The sequence below is a fragment of the Sulfobacillus thermotolerans genome, from assembly GCF_039623705.1.
GTDB lineage: Bacteria > Bacillota > Sulfobacillia > Sulfobacillales > Sulfobacillaceae > Sulfobacillus > Sulfobacillus thermotolerans.
The window spans coordinates 1,094,355-1,114,487 of the sequence record NZ_CP133983.1 but is presented as its reverse complement, the minus strand read 5'-3'; the positions used below and the strand labels follow the sequence as shown (position 1 = coordinate 1,114,487).

The following is a 20,133-nucleotide window of genomic DNA, read 5'->3' as shown; positions in this document are numbered from 1 at the left end:
GGTTGTGGCTTAAGCCACGACGTTCTGTGTGCGTTCATATAAATAGGAAAGCGCTTCGTGCAATGCTATCGCTGTCGCTTTCGTATGCCTAGAACGCCGAATTTGCCCCACTTCCTCTTGCCATACCGCCTCCAGGTCTTGGTCATTGATGTCGCTCTTCAGCTCACCCAGTTCCTTGATCCGCGCTTGGATTTGGTCGATTTGCTGGCTCGTGGCGGTTAGCCCCAATTCCTCAAGGCGCTGTCTCAGCGCATGACGACCGGAATGCTTGCCTAATACTAACCGACTAAGACCCCAGCCAACCGTCTCTGGCGTCATGATTTCGTACGTCGACCGGTCTTTTAGCATCCCATCTTGGTGGATCCCGGACTCGTGACGAAAGGCATTTTTGCCAACAATCGCTTTATTCGGCTGTACAGTCATTCCGGTTAATTTACTGACCAATTGGCTCGCACGGTAAATCTCTTGGGTTTTGATGTGGTGTTGGACTTGATATTGGTCTTGACGCGCGGTGAGGTTCATTACAACCTCTTCTAATGAGGCATTCCCCGCCCGTTCGCCAATGCCATTAACGGCCACCTCCACTTGCCGACAACCAGCTTCAATGCCTGCTAATGTATTAGCGACGGCCATTCCGAGATCATCATGGCAATGTACAGACAAGATGACATCCGGATCAGGAATCGCTTCGCGCATGGCCGTGATCAACTGGAAATATTCTCGAGGACTCGTATAGCCGACCGTGTCGGGAAAATTCAGGGTCGACGCCCCTGCCGCAACCGCGATGCGCCCCGCCCGGATTAGAAAATCATGATGAGAACGCGTTGCGTCTTCACACGAAAACTCCACGTCGTCACGATAGCTCTTGGCCAACCGCACCATCGCATCGATGCGTTCCAACACCTCTTCGGGGCTCATCCGCAACTTCGCCTGCATATGAATGGGCGATGTCGCGATAAACACATGAATGCGCGCGTTTTGTGCCTTTTCAAGAGCCTGTGCCGCCCGTTCAATATCCTGGCGATTGCAACGGGCCAACGCCACTATGGATGGGCCTTGAATGGAAGAGGCAATCCGAGACACGGCGTCAAAGTCTCCCTCCGACGCTTGTGGAAAACCTGCTTCCAGATAATCGACCCCTAAACGCGCCAGCTGCTCAGCAATGGCCAATTTTTCCTGTGCGGTCAATGCCACGCCCGGCGACTGTTCCCCATCTCGCAAAGTCGTATCGAAAATGCGTACCGTGTCGGCCATGGACGAACCTCCCTCTTATTTGCCAACCCCATCTTGTTCAACGACTGACGGCTTCAACCAAGACATCATCGATCGCAATTCGCGTCCCACGTCCTCCACACTGTGTTCTTTAGCGGCCTGACGCATCCGGTTAAACGAGGGACGACCCGCTTGATTTTCCGCAATCCAGCGTTCGGCAAAGGTACCATTTTGAATATCCGCCAATACACGCTGCATCTCCTGCTTGGTTTCCTCGGTGACAATTTTGGGACCGACGGTTAAACCGCCGTACTCTGCGGTATCAGAAACGGAATACCACATGGCGCCCATTCCACCCTCATAAATCAAGTCCACAATAAGTTTTAGTTCGTGCAACGTTTCAAAGTAAGCAATTTCGGGTTGATAGCCCGCGCCCGTCAGCGTTTCAAACCCTGCCTGGATCAAACTGGTCACACCACCGCACAATACCGCTTGTTCGCCAAACAAGTCCGTTTCCGTTTCCTCCGCAAATGTGGTGCGGATAACGCCGGCTCGCGTGGCACCAATACCTTTGGCATACGCCAGAGCCATATCCAGCGCATGTCCTGTCGCATCTTGTTCAACCGCCACCAACGCAGGAGTTCCTTGACCTTCCACGTAGAGTCGGCGAACCAAATGGCCTGGAGCCTTGGGAGCCACCATAAACACATCGACGTCAGGCGGTGGAATAATCTGCTTGAACCGAATGGCAAATCCATGAGCAAACGCTAGGGCGTTGCCGGGCTCTAAGCCAGGCAAAATATCTTCTTCAAACAACTGTCCTTGGAGATGGTCGGGTGTAAGAATTTGAATAATGTCTGCTTCACGTGCGGCATCTTTCACGTCCATCGTCCGAAACCCTTGTTCGTTGGCCCGGTCCCGGGAATGTCCTGGGCGGATACCGATGATGACATTGACTCCCGAATCGCGCAGATTTAATGCGTGAGCGTGACCTTGGCTCCCATAGCCAATGATCGCCACCGTCTTATCGGCTAACCACCTCAGATCGGCGCTGTCGTCGTAGTATAATTTTGCGTTCATGATTCCATCCTCCTTGAATGTGGTGAGTCTGAGTTCGAGCGTGTTTGTCATTGATTTTTCCCGATAAGCAACTAGGGAAGAGAGCAAAAACACGGGCATGGTTTTCTTCAATCCACGTGTCCACGGCGTGACGGGGTCCCGCTACGGTGTAGTACCCTGCATGCGCGTCAATGGGTGAACAAGAGACCGCTGGGACATCGCGCACAGCAGAATCCTTAGGCCCTGCAGCGACAAGCACCGTATGAAAAGAGTTCTTCGCGAGAAAGGTGCGCACAATGTCCTGATGCCTTGTCAATTGGCGCATTACCCACCGGGCTTTTTCAGCCGTCGCGTCAATGCCAATCATGGCAGTGAGCCGACCAGCCTCTCGGTCTTTTTTAATGGTCATCTGTTCGATTTCAACATTGCGCTGTCCAAGAAGCAGCAAAAGACGTTGAATAGCGCCCGGCTTATCCTGCATTTCCACCCCAATGAATGGATTCATGAGAGACACCCCCCAAGTCTTAGAAATAATGGCTAATAAAAGAAAAACCCCTTCAGCCGCTATTGGCTAAAAGGGACGCGTTGGCGTGGTACCACCCTTATTTTTCCCTTGGCAAGACCAAAGGACTCGTTGATGGTTAACGACATCACCCGGCTTCGTCTACCTCCAGAACACTCTGGACTCGGGAAGCGCGCTCAAGGGTGAGACACACAACCTCGCCAAACCTCGAGCTTCCACCATCCTCGAGTCGCTGTAGTCTGGGCAATGAGGCCATGATACCCCGTCATCGCTCAAATCTAGCCGTAGGTATAAAAAAACCCATAGCAAGTTCAGTTACTGCCGAACCTGCCACGAGTCTTTTATCCCCATGGTGTAGCCCTTTTTGAGAAAAGAGCCTGTACCGCTTGGTCCTACCGCTACGGGCGGATCCCTAGGTACACTCCGACTAAGAATTTATACAAGCACTATACCATTCGTTCTGAAAATAACAAGGGCTAAATGCCGAATTTCGTAAAATATTTTTTCGACAGCTCTCGTCACGAATGACCTCTCCTTGTTATTTGTACCAATCTATGCGCCCCGTGATGAATCCATTCCTGTATTAGTCTTCGGCGTGCAAGATTGATTGATTTCCTTCTCATTCCGTCTTATGATGGCAATATGAACACGCATTCAGTCACTGAGAGCACAAGCCTTTTAGAGTTCGTTGCAGCCGCTTGGGAACATTGGCGGTATACGCCAGATCAACAGTTCTGGCAAAAAGAATTTGACTATCCAGCGGTGGATTTGCCAATGGCATTGCAAGATACCGTAGACGGCTGGTATTTTGCACATCCCCATGGGCAGGAACAATGCGGCCTGGGGGCTGCGATGCGTTGGCAAACGACAAGTTCCCAAGACTTCATCGATATGGAGCGTGAGCGTCTCAAGTTGTTAGCCGCCGGTCTCTCCTCTAAGACCACCTTAGGAGGAGGATTTGCTTTTGACGCGTCAGACAGCCATGATGAGGCTTGGGCAGCATTTGGGCATGCTCGGTGGGTACTGCCCGCTCTGTATATTCATCAGTCGGAAGGACAAGCCCATATTGTCGTGACGGTGTACCCTAAGCATTTCGCATCAGCCCAGGACGCTGTGCAGTATTATGGCACTCTGTGGGCTGCTGTCGACCGTCCCCAACGTCCGGACTCCAAGGATCCTGTTCCCGTCTTGTCGCAAAATATGATTCCACCATCATCCCAATGGATGGCGCTCGTCGAAGAAGCCACAGCCGCTATCCAGCAAGGTCTTTTACACAAAGTCGTGGTAGCCCGCCGCGTGGATACAACGTTTGCAGCGCCATTAGCCGTCGGGCACCTATTACACACATTGCATCACCATAACCCCTCAACAACCATTTTTGGCCTCCGCGCCCAAGGTCAAACATTTCTCGGAGCGACGCCCGAGTTGCTTTTGTCCATCCACGACCACACGCTAGAAACCATGGCGCTAGCTGGAACCACAGCGCGTCAACCATCAGCTTCCGCTGACGCCCACGCCGTACAAATGCTCATGAACAGTGCAAAAAATCGTCGTGAGCATGATGCGGTGGTCAACCGCATTGTCGATACCTTAAGGCCCTACGCCGATTTACACGTGCCCCAGGCTCCGCAGATTCTCACGTTAGCCAATGTCCATCATCTCTGGACCCCTATTCAGGGGGGTGTGCGAGGCGATCAGTCTCTTTGGTCATTGGCCTTGAAACTACACCCGACACCGGCAGTAGGAGGAGAACCCCGAACCGTTGCCCAACAATGGTTGCGCACCCATGAAGGACTGGACCGAGGATGGTATGCGGGCAGTGTCGGCACGATGGACCTTAAGGGTCAAGGAAGCCTATGGGTTGCGCTACGGTCTGCGCTGGTGGCCGGCAATAGAGCGTCCTGTTATGCCGGATGCGGCATTATGCACGATTCGGATCCTCACAAAGAACTCGAGGAATCAGAATGGAAACTACAAGCCATGTTAAACGCGTTAGGAGTGAAGTCGTGATGTCCACTCAATCTTCCGAGGTCGGCCGCTATTTAGCGCAATTTGTCATCTCTCTTGAACACAGTGGCGTCACGCATGCTGTTATATGTCCGGGGTCACGCTCAACCCCTTTGTCTCTTGCCCTTTATGCGTCGCATTTAAAGACATACGTCCTTATGGATGAACGGTCCGCGGCTTTTTTTGCGTTAGGCATCGCGAAAAACTTAAGACGGCCAACCCTTTTGGTCTCGACTTCAGGCACAGCCGCCGCCAATTTTATGCCCGCCGTGGTCGAAGCCTTTTGGTCTCATGTGCCATTGATTGTGCTCACGGCGGATCGGCCTCCTGAACTGCGCGATTCAGGCGCCGCTCAGACCATTGACCAGATCCGCCTTTATGGCTCTCATGTCAAATGGTTTCAAGACATGCCCTTAGCAGATGGCACGGAGATTTTGGACCGATTTGCCAACATCACGGCTCAGCGCGCCGCCATTACCGCCCAACAAAATCCAGCGGGACCTGTGCATCTCAATTTTCCATTCCGAGAACCCCTGTTGACGGTCTTTCCCGACCCCTCGACGCTGTTAGATCCGGGTCCTGCTCGAATTATTCCCGCCCAGGAGCAACCCAACCCACAAGGCATTTTGCTCGTGGCCCAGTGGCTGCGCCACATCAGCCAAGGCTTCATTGTGGCGGGACCCGGACACATGGCGCAGGCTTTACCCGCCATGCTCCGCCTCTCTCGCCAGTTAGGATGGCCTATTTGGGCCGATCCGCTATCTAATCTTCGGGGCCTAGACCCGGCGATTTTGGGCACCCACGATGCTATCTTGCGGGCCCATGCGGCCTCTTTGCCCACCCCGCAAGCCGTTATTCGAATCGGGGCGCCGCCAACATCCAAAGCTCTTAATCAATTTATTGCCCAGAGCCGGTTAGTCGTCATCGACGCGGAAAACAGCTACCGAGAACCCATGCTCCAAGAGGCCCAAATTCTTCAGGGGTCAGCGGATCAGGTGCTTGATGAATTGGCGACCGCCCTTTCTAACCAAACCGTGGATCCAGCGTGGCATCATTTATGGCAAGAGCAAGACCGGGGTATGCGTGCGCAATTAGCGCAACGCTTGGCGTCCGTGAATACCCCCAACGAGCCGTCCCTTTATTACCATCTGGTGAATTGGTTGGCCCCATTAGAGCCTGTCGACGTTTTTGTGAGCAACAGCATGCCGATCCGTGACGTCGATGCCTTCACGCTCAATCCAGGCCGTCAGTTACGGTTTTGGGCTAACCGGGGCGCCAACGGAATCGATGGCGTAACGTCCACGGCGTTAGGGATGTCCGCGGTACAAGGCCAAGTGGTCTTAATCACCGGAGACCTTGCTTTTTATCATGACATGAATGGACTCTTGGCCGCTAAAAAATATGGTCTCAATGCGCTTATCATTGTTGTCAATAACGACGGCGGAGGGATTTTTTCGTTCCTGCCCCAAAGCCAGTTGGCTGAACCAACCTTTGAGGCGTTATTCGGTACACCTCATGGCTTAACCTTTGAACATGCAGCAGCGCTCTATCACGCGGCCTATCGCCACACCCAGACTGTAGAAGAACTGAAGGCCGCAATTCAAGACTTAGCTCCTTTGCCCGGTTTGCGCATTATCGAATGGCACACCGCAAGCCGCCAGGATAATGTCTCGTGGCATGCCTTTCTTTGGGGTGACCCCGTATGAACTTCCAACACCACCAGTTTGCAGCCACACCGACCCGCACCTATCACTTCGTGACCGCGGGTCAATCAGGCCATCCAGCGTGGCTGTTACTCCATGGATTTACAGGAAGCCACCACGATTGGTGGCCGACAGCCGAGACTTTGGCTTCGAAATATTACTGCATTATGCCCGATTTACCTGGCCATGGCCAGAGTTTTCACACAGGAACCGTGGACGATATGGCCCTGCCCACAACCGCACGAGACCTATGGCGCTTACTCAAACATCTTGGCGTATCCGATGTGGGGATTTTAGGATATTCTATGGGCGGTAGACTTGCTTTGCATCTTCCCTTGTATGGTGGAGGAGCCAGGGTGCGGTCGCTGATTCTCGAAAGTACCACGGCAGGGCTTCGCAGCAGAGAAGAACGAGCTCTACGACGCCAAGCAGACGAACAACTAGCACGCCACATTGAGGAACGCGGCATCAAATGGTTTGCAGACTATTGGGGCACATTGCCCTTGTTGCGCACAGACGATCCGGCTTTAGCAGCCCAGCAATACGAAGAACGATTAGGAAATAATCCCGTAGGACTAGCGTCCAGTCTGCGCGCGGCCGGAACAGGGCACCAAGCTTCTTTATGGAGCATTCTGCCCTCCTACCATATGCCGGTTCTCCTTATTGCTGGCGCGCATGACCAAAAGTTTCAGGCCCTGGCGGAATCCTTGCACACGGCGTTACCCAATAGTCAGGTGCATCTCATTCCTCACGCTGGACACACGGTGCACAAACAAGCGCCAGGGGCCTTTCATCAAGCTCTTCGGACATGGGTAGACAGATCCGAAGCCACAATATGACATTTGAGGTGAGCAATTATGGCAACCATTTCATGGCAACTACTGAAAAACTATTCCGATGTGATTTTAGAAGAATATGAAGGCATTGCGAAAATCACCATTAATCGGCCCGAGGTGCGCAATGCATTTCGTCCGCAAACCCTCTTTCAATTATCTGATGCATTTAATATTGTGCGAGATGACCCACACATTGGAGTGGTCATTCTTACCGGACAGGGCGATAAGGCGTTTTGCTCAGGCGGCGACCAACGTATCCGCGGTGAGGGTGGATATGTGGATGACGAAGGCGTCGCACGCTTGAATGTTTTGGACTTGCAAAAGCAGATTCGCGCCCTTCCCAAACCTGTCATTGCCATGGTCAAAGGCTACGCGATAGGCGGTGGCCATGTCCTGCATATTGTCTGCGATTTGACCATTGCGGCGGACAATGCGGTGTTTGGCCAGACGGGTCCAAAAGTCGGCAGTTTTGACGCAGGCTATGGCGCGACCTTGTTGGCCCGTATTGTTGGCCATAAAAAAGCGCGAGAGATTTGGTATTTATGTCGTCAATACTCCGCCCAAGAAGCGCTAGACATGGGATTGGTCAACACCGTGGTTCCGTTGGACCAAGTCGAAGAAGTCACGGTTCAATGGGCACAAGAAATGATGCAAAAAAGCCCCTTGGCTTTGCGGTTCCTGAAGTCTGCCTTTAACGCAGATACCGATGGGCTTGCTGGCCTTCAAGAACTCGCTGGCAACGCCACAATGCTCTACTATATGACAGAGGAGGCCAAGGAAGGGAAAAACGCGTTTTTGGAAAAACGGCAACCCGACTTTTCCAAATTCCCTCGTCTTCCCTAGGGGTTTATGATGATGGCAACCATCCTTCCTGATTGGCTTCATGCCCGTGCAAAAACGTCCGCTCACTCTCTTGCTTTCACCAACGGGCAAGAGAGTTGGACCTTTCAGCAACTCGATGACATGGTGGCCCGCGTTGCCACTCGTTTGACACAAAGCGGTGTTGTCAAAGGACGCCGTGTCGCCTTAATAGTGTCCGGCGAGTGGCAGGCGGTGCCCGTCATTCATGCACTAGCCCGGATCGGCGCGGTGCTCGTTCCATTAAATGGTAGGTTGAAACAGCAAGAACTGGCCCCTCTTGTGGCCGATGCCGACGTTGATCTCATCATTGCCCAAGATTCCCTTCCATCCTCCTTTGGGACGGCCATCTGTCTAGAAAATCTGTTCGACAAGTTGAACACTTATGAACCAATGCCGGCGTCATTCATTGATTTAACGGCTACACAGTTTCTCGTATATACGTCTGGGACGACGGGACGCCCCAAAGGAGCCTTGTTATCCTTTGGAAATATCTATGCGAGCGCTGTATCGAGCGCGATTCACTTGGGAACGCTGCCTCAAGACCTGTGGCTACACATGATGCCTTTGTCTCATATTGGCGGTCTTTCCATTCTCTTTCGGAGCGTGATCACGGGCAGTGGCATTGTCTGGCTCAATCGCTTTGACCCTCAGACGGTCTTTGATTTGCTCCATCGCTATCCCATTACATTAATATCCGTCGTGCCCACCATGTTGTATCGCTTGCTCGAATCGGATGAATCGTTTGGGTCTAACCTACGCATTGTGCTGTTAGGCGGCGCTCCTGCGCCTGCCTCCCTCGTTGAAGAAGCGCATAGACGCAACGTGCCGGCCGTGCAAACCTACGGACTGACTGAAACCAGTTCGCAGATTGCAACCCGCTTGCCGGACGATGCCTATGGTACCCTATCATCAGGCCCCGCCATCTATCCGACTCAAATTGCGATTATGACGCCTCAAGGGCCTAGCTTTAGCCCCTATCAACACGGTGAAGTGTTAGTCAAAGGCCCTACAGTCTTTCAAGGCTATTGGAAGCAGCCAGACGCGACTCAAGCAACATTTTGGAATGACTGGCTCAGAACCGGCGATATCGGATATCTTGATGAGAGGGGCTACCTGACCGTCATTGACCGGCAGAAGGAACTCATTATCAAAGGCGGTGAAAATCTCTCTCCGAGTGAGATCGAAGCCGCATTACTAGCTCATCCCCATATCAACGATGCGGGCGTCATAGGCGTTCCTGATCCGCAATGGGGTCAAGTGCCTGTGGCCATTATTGCCACAGACCAATCGATTTCCCGTGATGAATTGCATCGGTGGGCCCAGCTCCACTTGTCAACCGTGAAGCAGCCAACGCAATATTACCAAGCGAATACTCTCCCACGAACCGCCAGCGGAAAGCTTAGGCGCCGCGAATTAGCAGCGATGTGGGAAAACGGGCAATACGCGCCAATTTAATCGGAACCGTTGAGGAAGGAATCCTTCATGAACTTTAAACAATTTCTCCGTGTTAGCCGCCCCCCTACGCTTTTAGCGACCATTGTCCCATTGCTCATTGGGGGCGCAATGGGCTGGATAACTCATCATTTTCAATGGTGGGCATGGCTTGATATGGTAGTCATCGCTTTTAGTATGCAGATCGGCGTGAATATGCTCAATGAATACTTTGACTACCGTCGTGGCTTAGATGACCACGAATCGTTGGGCATTGGCGGCATTATTGTCACAGGGGAAGTGAAGCCCCGCACCGTCTGGCATGCGGGATTGCTCACTTATGCTCTAGCCCTTATTCTCGGATTAATTCTTGTCTATTGCCGTGGCCCCTTGCTCTTGGTCATGGGACTGTTGGGCATCATTGCCGGCTTTCTTTACACAAGCGGACCCTACCCCATTTCCTCGACCCCCTTCGGGGAATTGTTAGTCGCGCTCATTATGGGCCCGATCGAAGTGCTTGCGACGCAATTTGCATCAGCGGGCGTTATCACGCCCGTTGCTGAGTTGATTTCCTGGCCCGTAGGGATTTCCGTCGCAACGATTTTAATTGCAAACAATTTACGCGACTTGGAAAAAGATCGGCGTCACGGGCGACACACCCTCCCTATTGTCTTTGGGGCCAAACGCGGACTGCTCATTTTAATCAGCATGATTGCAATCGTCCTGCTCTGGATTACCGTTATGGCCTTCACGGGCCTCTTGCCCTACAGCGTCCTCATCATTTGGCTTTCACTACCAGTTATTATTGCCAACTTAAAAAAACTGTCCTCGGGGCAGGCATGGGGCAAAGCCGTCCCGATTACAGGACGTATTCACGTCATCATCGGGGTTTTGCTTGCAATCGGTATTCTATGGTAGGGTGATGTTTAAGGAAGGAGACAAGCACGATGGCACAACAATCTGTCGCCCTACGCGGCATCAAAATCACTCAAATGATCTTGCGCTTAGCTTTTCTCGTCGCTTTGATTATTGGCCTTGGAGGCATGTTTGGCTGGTTCGCCTTGAATCGCGCGACGGTTGACTTACATATTGTATCGGGGATTATCGTCCTAGGCGCCATGATTACCGTAGCGAGCAGCATTGGCAAAGCCCGTAAACCCGGGGCTGGCGCCCTGTGGACGGGCGCCGTACTTGTCGCAGTTGGAGGATTGATGGGCTTGACGTTGCACATACGCGGCAACGCGTTAGGCATTGTGCATTTGCTCCTCATGCTCGTCGCAATGGGACTGGCTGAAATGGGCGCTTCGCGTGCTAAAAAAGCTGCATAACGGCACCCTGGCCATCAATGATATTCTTTGATTAACGCACTAAGCTCGGGTGGCATTTGCCCGGGCTTTAGTTGTTTAAACGTATCGGCATTGGCTTGCGTGTCAATTTGCAGCATTCCGTCACTGAGATGGGATACGGGAACGCTGCCCGGAGGAATATTAGGCCCCCCAAATTGGTCGGGATTAATGCGATTTTTTGCTAAGGTTTCAAGCATCCCCACGCTATATGCAACAGGATTCCCCGGAAAGGGTGTCAGGGGCGTAAAGACATTGTTGCGCGTTCCCAAAGCTTGTTCCAACAAATGCGGATCGTCGGCCATGGCTGCTTGCATAGGCGCTTTGGTATCAACAGGTGTGTACCAATTTTCTCCTCGGTGAATACTAAAATCCTTTAACGGTAAAGGTGCCATGTTTACCACGACCGTCGTTTGGGGATTTGGCGTTTCCATGCGGAGCTTAAATTGTTGCGTATCGGCCTCATATTCTCCTTGCCATCCTGTTACATTCGCCTCAGTAATATTCTGACCCAAGGAGGTTGTCATCGGCACAAAAATGACGCCGATGGTTAGTAGCGCCGACACTCCAAAGACAAACTTCATACTCTGCGTATTCATGTACGTCCTTTGGGATCGAACCCACGTGATCAGACTCCCGTGCCTTACCAGCTTGGCGACTCCCCAATAAATATTAAATTGATATGGTGGAGCTTAGCTCTACCATTGAGCTACACCCGCTTAAATGGCAGGCCAGGAGGGACTCGAACCCCCAACCCGCGGATTTGGAGTCCGCTGCTCTACCAATTCGAGCTACTGGCCTAAGTTCATGTAATGGTGGGCCATGAAGGACTCGAACCTTCGACACTCCGCTTAAAAGGCGGATGCTCTAACCAACTGAGCTAATGGCCCGAATAGATGGCGACCCCACCGGGATTCGAACCCGGGTTACCACCTTGAAAGGGTGATGTCCTAGGCCTCTAGACCATGGGGTCGCTGGTGGAGATGAGGGGAGTCGAACCCCTGACCTCTTGAATGCCATTCAAGCGCTCTCCCAACTGAGCTACATCCCCATTGACTGGCCTTAACGAGCCGCTTTCTTATTATAGTGATCTTCACTTGGCTTGTCAAGTTCTTTTTTTGCTCTGCCTCGTCGGCGTTGCAACAAAAGCAATTTTATCATCACCCCAGCATATGGTCAAGAGGTTTCATCCACGAGCTTTTTTTGCATTGTACCCATTAAAAAGCTTATGGTTGCATTTTATTGATAACACAGGTGATAGTTTTTGGCATACGTGCCATATTGTATAATGTTGTGCTTTTCTCTCCGTCATTGAGCCTGTTCCGGGCTGTCAGCTCTTTTTCCGCGAATGGTGTGAAGTTCCATTGCAAAGGAGATGGCCACGCGACTGTTCCCCGTTCGGCGGTCGTACGCTTGGCATATCCCCGCTTCCAGTTAAGCTGGTTATAGCTGGCTTGGTCAATCGGCGATCGGTTTTCAGAGCCATGCGTAGCCCCCACGCCGACCCATTGGGCCGGACAACGTTTTTTCCTATGTTACGTCGAAACAAGAACGCGACCACAGCCAATGACTTACGATACTGCAACGACTCGATTTTTCCCTGATTGCTTGGCTTCATACATCGCGCGGTCAGCGGCTGCAAAAAGCTCTTCTTGCGACATGGATGAGTCTAACTGTGCCGCCCCCACACTAATAGTCGTTCCAATCATAGAATCGTTCCACGCAAATTTCCCATCCATCTCCCGCCGAATGCGTTCCCCAACGGACATGGCTTCATCCACCCGGGTATTGGGCAAAATAATAACAAATTCATCGCCAGCATAACGACACGCCGTATCATTTTCTCGTATATTGCGCAGAATCACATGGGATAGCATCTGTAAGTGGGTATCGCCTGCCATATGTCCATAACGGTCGTTGATTTGCTTCAAGCTATCAGAGTCAATCAAGAGCAACGATAGGGCTGTATGAGTAGCCCGAGCATGGTCGATAGCCAATCGCAAGGCTATCGTAAAACGCCGAGAGTTTCCAAGATTGGTCAGGTGGTCTGTTAAGGCCACCGACTCGGTTTGTTGGTACAACTGGGCATTTTGAATCGCGATTGCCGCTTGAGAGGCAATCGATGAGACAAACTCCACATGATCTTGGTCATAGTCTATCCGGTAGGACTGAGTAGAGATCACACCAATGATAGTGCCTTCAAATATCAACGGCGCAAAAATTGCGCTCTTGGGCACACGGTATGATCCCAATAATTGTGATGGCCCAATATCTCCCGCAATGAGTAACGCTTCTTGTCCTTCTAACACCCGTTCCGTAGGACTGCCAGGCGTAATCGACATCACTTCCGCAGGATATTCTTGACCTTCATCAAAAAGATACTCCATAAGGATACGCTCCGAATCATCAGGCAACGTCAGCGCGACAAAAAACGAATCGGTTTCTAATTCCTCAGCGACGGCTTGGTGCAATGACCGCAAAAGCATGCCCATTTCAAGGTTTTTATTCACAATACGTCCGACTCGCTCTAGAATTCCTAGCAATCGACCGCGTTTACGCGCGTCAGATTGAGCCTGAGCAAATCGGCTCTGGTTCACCACCATGTCAGCAAGTCCCTCAAGCACAACCTGTTGTTGATTGAGCGGCACTCCTCCCCGGTCTCCTGCAAACGCCATCACCCCAATTACCTTAGCGCCATCTCTTAACGGCACCATGGCCAATTGATAATACCGAAGGGCTAACAGGCCATGGTCCACCTTAACAGGTGGAAGACTCGCAATGTGTTTCCAATAAGTCATTTCAGTGCGGTTAAGGGCATCGGCTTCATAACTGTCACGCGGATCCCATTCTTCCTCGTCTTCACTCAACCCCACTTGGGCCACCATCTGTAGTGTTCCAGAGGTTGTCCACCGCGCAACATATCCTACCCGCGTTTGCAATAACTGAGTTCCTGCTTGGAGAATCGTCATGACCATGGTACTTAAATCCGATAATTCCACTAAAGAACCTTGTAAAGATTTCAAAGCAGCCAATTGTTCAAGTTTGACTTTTCCGGTATTGGCACTACGCATGGCTTTGAGAACCGAGGACCCTAATGTATGGGCGCTCAATGCCAGCAAGACTAATAACAGGACTTGCCACCAAAACAAGCCATGGGTCCATCCATTAGATACTATGCCATAGCTGACGAAGATTAAGCCCGTCCCCACCGCGATCCATTGCCACGACACATATGTCACCAAAAACAACACATCAATGCTATAGAGGAGAAAACCATGACTTTGTAATCCGCCGGAGAGAAATACCGCGGCGGATATCACGATTATATCGACGGGAATCAATAGGACATTCCATGTTCGCAGACCGCTTTGGGGCATCTTCCACAGCATCAAAAGAGCCATAAGCCCCCATATGAGCGTCACTATCAAGTCGCGGGGCTGTTGGACCCCCAATAGCCCCGCGGCAAGCAACCATTCTAAAGGACGAATCTTCCAAATGGCCCTTTCGGTTTCGATACGGTACGGCGCTTGCTTGACCTTCACAATGTTCACCCAACATTATGGCGTATTAGATACTATTTCGCTTTATCCAATAAAAATCCTTTAATTCATAGGAAACTTTTTACAAATCTTAAAGAAAGTTTCCTATAAATCGATTAATTATGGGAAAAGAACATCATGATTTTTCGTCAAGTCAGGGACGTAAAAATGAGATCCTCTCGGTGGGAAAGGCATGTCAAGCACGGAAAAGCTTTAGACCACTCTTCCGTGCTTGCCTTTTGGCGTTCACATCAATTTTAGAGTTACAGGAGGAAATGGGTTACCGGGCATCATTAGAACGGTCTGGCAAAACTCTCGAATCATCATATCCACGAAAGGGCATTTTCACTTTCGTCACCGGGCCAATGTCGTTAACGAGCAAATCAGGGACCTCTCGCAGCGGCGTAGCCGTCACGGTTTGTCCAATCATCCAGTAAAAGTCGCCTAAATCTATAAGGTCATCAAGCCAACACTCAAAATTTGCAACGGCATTGGCCCATAACGGAACGCCCGTCTTTTCGCCATAGACAATAGCCCCTTCGCCAAGTAAATCAGGCGTAAGGGCACCTTGTAAAAACCGAACATAAAGGTCATACTGATCTGCTGCTACCAACGATAACCCAAAACGACGTCCTTTTTGAACAATGCGTGCGCCTTCAATTTCTTTTGCCATCGCTACTCCCATCCGGGGCGGCTTATGAGAGACAGGGCTGACCCAACACCCCGTATGCATATGGCTGCGTTCTCCGTCGGATGTGGAAATAATAAAGGTCCCTCGCCTACGCGCATCATAGACGGGTTCGGTCCAATCAAATTTTGCTCCCGTATCCATTTTTCGCTTCCCTTCTATCCGGTTGATAAACCGGGCCATTCCATACGGAAATGGCCCGCACGTCGAGACTCTTCTGTCCAATACGTCCCGCCACAACAATCACCGGATTACGCGGTCCAAAAAGCAAGTGGCCAAATTTTTGATAACCATCCGGGCCTAATCGTGCTTCGAGCACACCGGTTTCGTCCAGTAATGAAAAGAATACCACGATCTTCCCACTGCGTGTAGGCGGGCGATGGGGTCGAATCAGTAAGCCTACACAGCGAACAAATCGTCCAGCAGGCAGATGATCCAGGGCGTTAATCGGCACAAACCCCTGCTGAGTCAAAAGATTTCGCCACGGAGCCATCCATTGCTGATGTTGACCAAATCCACAATGCTGATAGTCCCAAAGATTTTGCTCAATGGGGGATGGGGCCTTTTTATTAGAGGAGATTTTTGATGTCAAGACTAGACCATCTGGTAATGTTAACTCATCGATTAAGGCCTCACGCGACAAACCCGTCTCATCCCACGCACCAATTTGAATCGTCACCATAATTTGCGACTCGTTTAAGCCGCAAGATCGCAACTGACGAGGCGTCTTATACCCTTCTTGGGGCCGCCGCGCTACAATATTTTTAGCCAACTCTATCCCTAACCGTTTAATGAAAGCCAGCCCCATGCGAATCCGGTGAGTTCCTGATTTCTGCGCTTTCACCGCACTGGCATTAATATCGATAGGCTGTATCTCCACTCCCCGTCTGCGAGCTTCCACCATCAGCACATCTAGAGGATAATAGCCTAACGGTTCAGCATTGAACAATCCGATAAAATATTCGGTGGGATAATGGGTTAAAAGATAGGCTGTACGGTAGGCCGTCGCTGCAAATGCCGCAGCATGCGCTTCATTGAACCCATAGCTTGCATATCCCACCATTTGTTGAAATGCCGCCTGTGCAATTTCAGGATCAATTCCCCGCGCTTGAGCCTTTTCCAAAAACTTCTGGCCCAATTCTCGCATGTCCTCTACGGACCGAGCATGGGTCATGACACGACGCAGGGCATCTGATTCTCCCGGGGTAAATCCCGCTAATGTACTCGCAATGGCAATGACTTGCTCTTGAAAAAGCACCACGCCATAGGTTTTAGACAAGATCGGTTCCAGTGCTGGATGGAGATACGATATCGGCTCTTGTCCTTTACGCCGTGCAATAAATGGATCAACCATATTGCCTTTAATCGGTCCTGGGCGAATCAATGCTAAACTGGCAACGATATCTTCCCACCGATCGGGTTCAAGTTTGACAGCGAGTGATCTTTGCGCAGGGCTTTCCAATTGAAACACTCCGATCCCGTCCCCTTGCCGCAGCGTCCGGTAAGTAGCCTCATCATCCAAAGGAATCTCATCATACACAAATGTTGGCGTACTCTGTTGGATGGCTTGATTAGCGATTTCTACAGCGGTAAAGGTCCGTAATCCCAGTAAATCTAATTTCAACAACCCCAAAGCTTCGACATCCCGCTTATCAAACGGAATGATTTGAACCCCTTTGTGTGATATTTCGCGTGGACTAATCATCGACAATGGCTCATGGCTAATCACCACCCCACCCAAGTGTGTGCCGATATGCCGCGGCAATCCTTCTATATGTGAAGCCCACTCTATGATTTTTTGCAGCATAGGACGTTCGGCATATTGACGCAACTCGGGAATTTCATCCCAGCGAGAAACAATTTGGGATAAGGAGGCTTCTGGCAGCGATTTGACTAGTCGATCCAACTCTAACGCGGGAAATCCCAACACTTTTCCAATTTCTCTCACAGCTGAACGCTGACGAAAAGTTTGATAAGTTGCAACGCGAGCGACATGTGCCTCACCATAGCGATCTTGAACATAGGCAATCACATCATCCCGATAGCGGGTATCAAAATCGATATCAATGTCAGGCATTTCCTGTCGTTCTGGACTCATGAACCGTTCAAATAAAAGATTGCGTGCATAGGCGTCCACATCTGTAATTCCTAGACAATATGCCACCACAGAATCCGCGGCAGATCCTCGTCCGGCAAACCGAATGCCCTTTTGCCGAGCATAGTGGGCGATGTCCCAGACCACTAAAAAATACTCGGTAAACCCTAAAGATTCAATAATGTTCAGTTCATGTTGAATACGCGGCCAAACATCTCGGGCATTGCGCGGATACCGCCAGCGCATACCCGCGACCACTTGCGACCGTAGGTATTCAAACGCAGACGTTTTAGGCGGCAAAGGAAAATGAGGAGTACGGCGTTTGTACAAAATTTGAGGGGTTTGCAAACGCTCCGCTAATGCCAAGGTGTTCCGCAATGCTTCAGGCCACTGCGCCAAAGAGGTGACGATGGCCTGCCATGGCTTAATATAATTTTCGGCATTTAAATAGCGCCCGGGCCCGACGTCCTCAATTTTTTGCCCTAACCGTATGCTGGTTAACAAATCAAACGTTGCGAAGTCTTTTTTTCTGGCATAATGGGCTGCGGCACTCACTACAGTCTGTACATTTTTCCACTGCGATAAGTCCGTTAATACTCGAAAAAGAGCGCTGTCTCCGGGAAGATAATTCGCTGGTAATTCAATAAAAACATGGCCCGTTCCAAAAATTTCAATAAACCGATCGAGCAATTCTCCCATGAACATTTTTTGACCACGAAACCATGCACGCATAATAGCGCCCATACGGTCGCCCGTCAGAACCATGAGACCCTTTCCCCAACGGTTTAGTGTGTCCCACGTCACATAAGGCGTCTTTCGTGGAGCAAGAAGATGTGCTTCCGACAAGATATTGACAAGCGCAGAATAATGCGCCGTATCAGGAACTAAGAGCACGATGCGCCCGATATCTAAGAGTTCGACTTCGGCCCCCACAACCGCTTTAATGCCTAAAGCGCTCGCTTCAGTCAAAAATGGGACAATACCCGATACGCGGTGAAGATCGGTCAACGCTAACGTAGAAATTCCTTCTTCTGCAGCAACGCGGACGAGGTCTTGAGGCAGTGAAGCACCTTCTAAAAAGGAAAATGCCGAATGAACATGAAGATGTGCCCCTATCATCTTTTTATTAAGACGTCCGCTCTATCAAGCGCCCGGTGCATGTTTTTTCCAATTCCTCCACACCCGATCAAGCAAGGAATGCTCCCGAATACGAAATGTCCTTTGGCCAATGTGAATCACCATCTCTAGCTCGCGCGCTTGGTATTGCTTGGGGAAGATAATAATTTTCGCCATAGTCTTCACCTTCCTAGTCGTAGACATGATAAACCCACCATTGGTTACTCTGAGGATGGCATACTAGCTCGTACACCCCCTGACGATCTGTTAAAACGCGCCAAAACCATAGTTCCGGTTCTCCTCGCCACCATTCGGAAACATCTCGCCAGTAATCCATAATACGGATAATCTTATGAGATTGACCATTCAAGAAGAACTGATACGGTACATGGTTACGTATTCGAACCTGCGAAATGGGGCGAACCTTTTCTTCACGACTGAAATGGGGAATTCCTTCTGGACTCACGCCGCAATCCCCCTTTTCGATGGCAATCATAGACCCGTTGTATTCCCCATTTCCCGTTATCGGTCCAGTGAATGTCCTCTCCGCCAAGGATCCCAATACTGAAGCATTCGCGTTCGGCGGGATTCTGATATTGGCCCCTCTGGATCTCCCTGAAAACGACGTGCAATAGGGCCGGACCACCAAGCCATTTGTTCTGCCCGTAAATCTTCAATTTGATGAGCTTCTAATATAATTCCTTGAGGAGGCGCTTGGGGGAGTACGGAAAGCAACGTTAAAAACCGCGTCACGACTTGCTGAGAATTTTCGGTTTGCACTGGCCAAGTTCTTTGGCGCATTTCATCTCCCTGCTCATGTTCCCAAATAATCCGCAACTGTCGGCTCCCCTGCCTTCTTTCACGTAAAATCCTCGCGATTTCCTCTGCCATGATACGCACTAACTCAGGAATTCCTTGTTCTACAGGACTATCAAATCGTTTTTCTACACGGATTACTGCCGTACTTTTGAAATGCTGTCCCCCAAACTCCCTTGTCTTGACTTTCGTATATAAATTGGGTACATCTCCAACCCTCATCCATCCTCTTTTTTTCCAATCTTTCGGATAGTACTCTGGAATGTTTTCTGGTAAGTATTCTAACGGTAATAATTTCCACAGCTCTTCCTCTTTATTTTCCCGCGCGACATACGCCTCATGTTGCGCCTGTGTCCAATGCTCTGTTAATTGGGGATAGTGTGCTCCTTCATGAGCAAGCCATTGTGCTAACAACGAATGAGAAGCAATGCCCATCGTGCTTCTTGTGGCCCATTGAAGTAAGGTCGACGTCACAAGGTGTTGCCATTGGCTGCTATTCATTTCCTGACAACCCCAATACCCTTGTTGTACATCATCTTGCACATAAAATAATGCGTTGTCATTGAGCCATTGACACAGGTTGTCATAGGTAGATTGGTAATCTTTTTTGCTCCAGGAAATGATTTTTGCGTGGGGATAACGCCATTTCATCTCCTGTATCGACATGCCTTGCCGTACGCCATTATTCCACCCGAAAGGGTCTGTATCATAAACCTTATTTTCACGCTCGACTATAAATCCGTCTTGATCCTGGCCACTTCGCTTGAGATGTGCTAAACGCCAGTACACTACCGTCATTGCTTACACCTCAGCTTCACGGAACATTTGTTCGCCTAAGCGATCTTTATTATACCCACAAGATAGCGCTTTATCAAATACTTTTTCTTCCTCTTGACCAGGTTTA

17 protein-coding genes and 4 tRNA genes are annotated in these 20,133 nt (G+C 50.5%); 7 read left to right on the top strand and 14 right to left on the bottom strand.

Features of this window, described 5'->3' with window-relative positions:
* Positions 1 to 9: 9 nt before the first annotated feature.
* From ORD20_RS05680 to ORD20_RS05670, 3 genes are read right to left on the bottom strand one after another with little or no spacing between them, the layout of a single operon-like run.
* Complete coding sequence (locus ORD20_RS05680; protein WP_430626589.1) at positions 10 to 1,254, bottom strand: 2-isopropylmalate synthase; 1,245 nt, start codon at positions 1,252 to 1,254, stop codon at positions 10 to 12.
* 15 nt (positions 1,255 to 1,269) lie between these two features.
* Entirely contained in the window at positions 1,270 to 2,292 is a 1,023-nt protein-coding gene (gene ilvC, locus ORD20_RS05675; RefSeq protein WP_103376612.1) for a ketol-acid reductoisomerase, read from the bottom strand.
* On the bottom strand, positions 2,237 to 2,776 hold the full coding sequence (locus ORD20_RS05670) for a hypothetical protein (RefSeq protein ID WP_103376613.1): 540 nt from the start codon (positions 2,774 to 2,776) through the stop codon (positions 2,237 to 2,239). Before ORD20_RS05670 ends, ilvC begins: the two co-directional genes overlap by 56 nt.
* A 660-nt stretch (positions 2,777 to 3,436) precedes the next feature.
* Here ORD20_RS05670 and ORD20_RS05665 point away from each other — a divergent pair.
* Genes ORD20_RS05665 through ORD20_RS05635 form a run of 7 tightly spaced genes read left to right on the top strand, consistent with a single transcriptional unit; the run spans position 3,437 to position 10,960 of the window.
* Positions 3,437 to 4,804, top strand: coding sequence for an isochorismate synthase (locus ORD20_RS05665; RefSeq protein WP_103376791.1), 1,368 nt, complete (start codon positions 3,437 to 3,439; stop codon positions 4,802 to 4,804).
* Complete coding sequence (menD, locus tag ORD20_RS05660; protein ID WP_242968651.1) at positions 4,804 to 6,507, top strand: 2-succinyl-5-enolpyruvyl-6-hydroxy-3-cyclohexene-1-carboxylic-acid synthase; 1,704 nt, start codon at positions 4,804 to 4,806, stop codon at positions 6,505 to 6,507. The genes ORD20_RS05665 and menD overlap by 1 nt, the downstream gene beginning before the upstream one ends.
* Positions 6,504 to 7,343: a 2-succinyl-6-hydroxy-2,4-cyclohexadiene-1-carboxylate synthase gene (gene menH / locus ORD20_RS05655; protein WP_103376615.1), complete on the top strand. Its 840-nt coding sequence runs from the start codon at positions 6,504 to 6,506 to the stop codon at positions 7,341 to 7,343. The genes menD and menH overlap by 4 nt, the downstream gene beginning before the upstream one ends.
* An 18-nt stretch (positions 7,344 to 7,361) precedes the next feature.
* Entirely contained in the window at positions 7,362 to 8,183 is an 822-nt protein-coding gene (menB, locus tag ORD20_RS05650) for a 1,4-dihydroxy-2-naphthoyl-CoA synthase (protein ID WP_103376616.1), read from the top strand.
* Between the two features lie 6 nt (positions 8,184 to 8,189).
* A complete protein-coding gene (menE, locus tag ORD20_RS05645) occupies positions 8,190 to 9,656 on the top strand; it encodes an o-succinylbenzoate--CoA ligase (protein ID WP_103376617.1) in 1,467 nt (488 codons plus the stop codon).
* Positions 9,657 to 9,683: 27 nt separating this feature from the next.
* Positions 9,684 to 10,550 (top strand): 1,4-dihydroxy-2-naphthoate octaprenyltransferase, encoded by an 867-nt coding sequence (gene menA, locus ORD20_RS05640; protein ID WP_103376618.1) that lies wholly within the window; start codon positions 9,684 to 9,686, stop codon positions 10,548 to 10,550.
* A 29-nt stretch (positions 10,551 to 10,579) separates the two neighbouring features.
* On the top strand, positions 10,580 to 10,960 hold the full coding sequence (locus ORD20_RS05635; RefSeq protein WP_103376619.1) for a hypothetical protein: 381 nt from the start codon (positions 10,580 to 10,582) through the stop codon (positions 10,958 to 10,960).
* A gap of 14 nt (positions 10,961 to 10,974) precedes the next feature.
* Here ORD20_RS05635 and ORD20_RS05630 read toward each other — a convergent pair whose 3' ends face one another.
* The 11 genes from ORD20_RS05630 to ORD20_RS05580 form a co-directional block, all read right to left on the bottom strand.
* Entirely contained in the window at positions 10,975 to 11,574 is a 600-nt protein-coding gene (locus tag ORD20_RS05630) for a hypothetical protein (protein WP_103376620.1), read from the bottom strand.
* A 125-nt stretch (positions 11,575 to 11,699) separates the two neighbouring features.
* Positions 11,700 to 11,776, bottom strand: a tRNA-Trp gene (locus tag ORD20_RS05625).
* Positions 11,777 to 11,788: 12 nt separating this feature from the next.
* Positions 11,789 to 11,865, bottom strand: a tRNA-Lys gene (locus tag ORD20_RS05620).
* A gap of 7 nt (positions 11,866 to 11,872) precedes the next feature.
* Positions 11,873 to 11,948 (bottom strand) — tRNA-Glu (locus ORD20_RS05615).
* A gap of 2 nt (positions 11,949 to 11,950) precedes the next feature.
* Positions 11,951 to 12,026, bottom strand: a tRNA-Ala gene (locus tag ORD20_RS05610).
* Positions 12,027 to 12,546: 520 nt separating this feature from the next.
* Positions 12,547 to 14,517, bottom strand: a complete 1,971-nt coding sequence (locus ORD20_RS05605; protein ID WP_103376622.1) for a sensor domain-containing diguanylate cyclase — start codon at positions 14,515 to 14,517, stop codon at positions 12,547 to 12,549.
* Between the two features lie 277 nt (positions 14,518 to 14,794).
* Positions 14,795 to 15,346 carry a flavin reductase gene (locus ORD20_RS05600; RefSeq protein ID WP_158246378.1) on the bottom strand — a complete coding sequence of 184 codons (552 nt, stop codon included), beginning with the start codon at positions 15,344 to 15,346 and terminating at the stop codon, positions 14,795 to 14,797.
* A complete protein-coding gene (locus tag ORD20_RS05595) occupies positions 15,324 to 18,416 on the bottom strand; it encodes a DNA polymerase III subunit alpha (RefSeq protein ID WP_103376624.1) in 3,093 nt (1,030 codons plus the stop codon). The genes ORD20_RS05600 and ORD20_RS05595 overlap by 23 nt, the downstream gene beginning before the upstream one ends.
* A gap of 24 nt (positions 18,417 to 18,440) precedes the next feature.
* The gene (locus tag ORD20_RS05590) at positions 18,441 to 18,590 is read right to left on the bottom strand and encodes a hypothetical protein (protein WP_158246379.1); all 150 of its coding nucleotides are present in this window, start codon (positions 18,588 to 18,590) and stop codon (positions 18,441 to 18,443) included.
* 13 nt (positions 18,591 to 18,603) lie between these two features.
* Positions 18,604 to 18,879: a DUF6504 family protein gene (locus ORD20_RS05585; protein WP_242968634.1), complete on the bottom strand. Its 276-nt coding sequence runs from the start codon at positions 18,877 to 18,879 to the stop codon at positions 18,604 to 18,606.
* A gap of 56 nt (positions 18,880 to 18,935) precedes the next feature.
* Positions 18,936 to 20,027, bottom strand: a complete 1,092-nt coding sequence (locus tag ORD20_RS05580; protein WP_103376625.1) for a hypothetical protein — start codon at positions 20,025 to 20,027, stop codon at positions 18,936 to 18,938.
* Positions 20,028 to 20,133: the final 106 nt, after the last annotated feature.

What these genes read in the sequence shown, in the direction of transcription:
- ORD20_RS05680 (WP_430626589.1), bottom strand. Translation starts at nt 1,254, where the DNA reads ATGGCCGACACGGTACGCATTTTCGATACGACTTTGCGAGATGGGGAA.
- ilvC (WP_103376612.1), bottom strand. Translation starts at nt 2,292, where the DNA reads ATGAACGCAAAATTATACTACGACGACAGCGCCGATCTGAGGTGGTTA.
- ORD20_RS05670 (WP_103376613.1), bottom strand. Translation starts at nt 2,776, where the DNA reads ATGAATCCATTCATTGGGGTGGAAATGCAGGATAAGCCGGGCGCTATT.
- ORD20_RS05665 (WP_103376791.1), top strand. Translation starts at nt 3,437, where the DNA reads ATGAACACGCATTCAGTCACTGAGAGCACAAGCCTTTTAGAGTTCGTT.
- menD (WP_242968651.1), top strand. Translation starts at nt 4,804, where the DNA reads ATGTCCACTCAATCTTCCGAGGTCGGCCGCTATTTAGCGCAATTTGTC.
- menH (WP_103376615.1), top strand. Translation starts at nt 6,504, where the DNA reads ATGAACTTCCAACACCACCAGTTTGCAGCCACACCGACCCGCACCTAT.
- menB (WP_103376616.1), top strand. Translation starts at nt 7,362, where the DNA reads ATGGCAACCATTTCATGGCAACTACTGAAAAACTATTCCGATGTGATT.
- menE (WP_103376617.1), top strand. Translation starts at nt 8,190, where the DNA reads ATGATGATGGCAACCATCCTTCCTGATTGGCTTCATGCCCGTGCAAAA.
- menA (WP_103376618.1), top strand. Translation starts at nt 9,684, where the DNA reads ATGAACTTTAAACAATTTCTCCGTGTTAGCCGCCCCCCTACGCTTTTA.
- ORD20_RS05635 (WP_103376619.1), top strand. Translation starts at nt 10,580, where the DNA reads ATGGCACAACAATCTGTCGCCCTACGCGGCATCAAAATCACTCAAATG.
- ORD20_RS05630 (WP_103376620.1), bottom strand. Translation starts at nt 11,574, where the DNA reads ATGAATACGCAGAGTATGAAGTTTGTCTTTGGAGTGTCGGCGCTACTA.
- ORD20_RS05600 (WP_158246378.1), bottom strand. Translation starts at nt 15,346, where the DNA reads ATGGATACGGGAGCAAAATTTGATTGGACCGAACCCGTCTATGATGCG.
- ORD20_RS05595 (WP_103376624.1), bottom strand. Translation starts at nt 18,416, where the DNA reads ATGATAGGGGCACATCTTCATGTTCATTCGGCATTTTCCTTTTTAGAA.
- ORD20_RS05590 (WP_158246379.1), bottom strand. Translation starts at nt 18,590, where the DNA reads ATGGCGAAAATTATTATCTTCCCCAAGCAATACCAAGCGCGCGAGCTA.
- ORD20_RS05580 (WP_103376625.1), bottom strand. Translation starts at nt 20,027, where the DNA reads ATGACGGTAGTGTACTGGCGTTTAGCACATCTCAAGCGAAGTGGCCAG.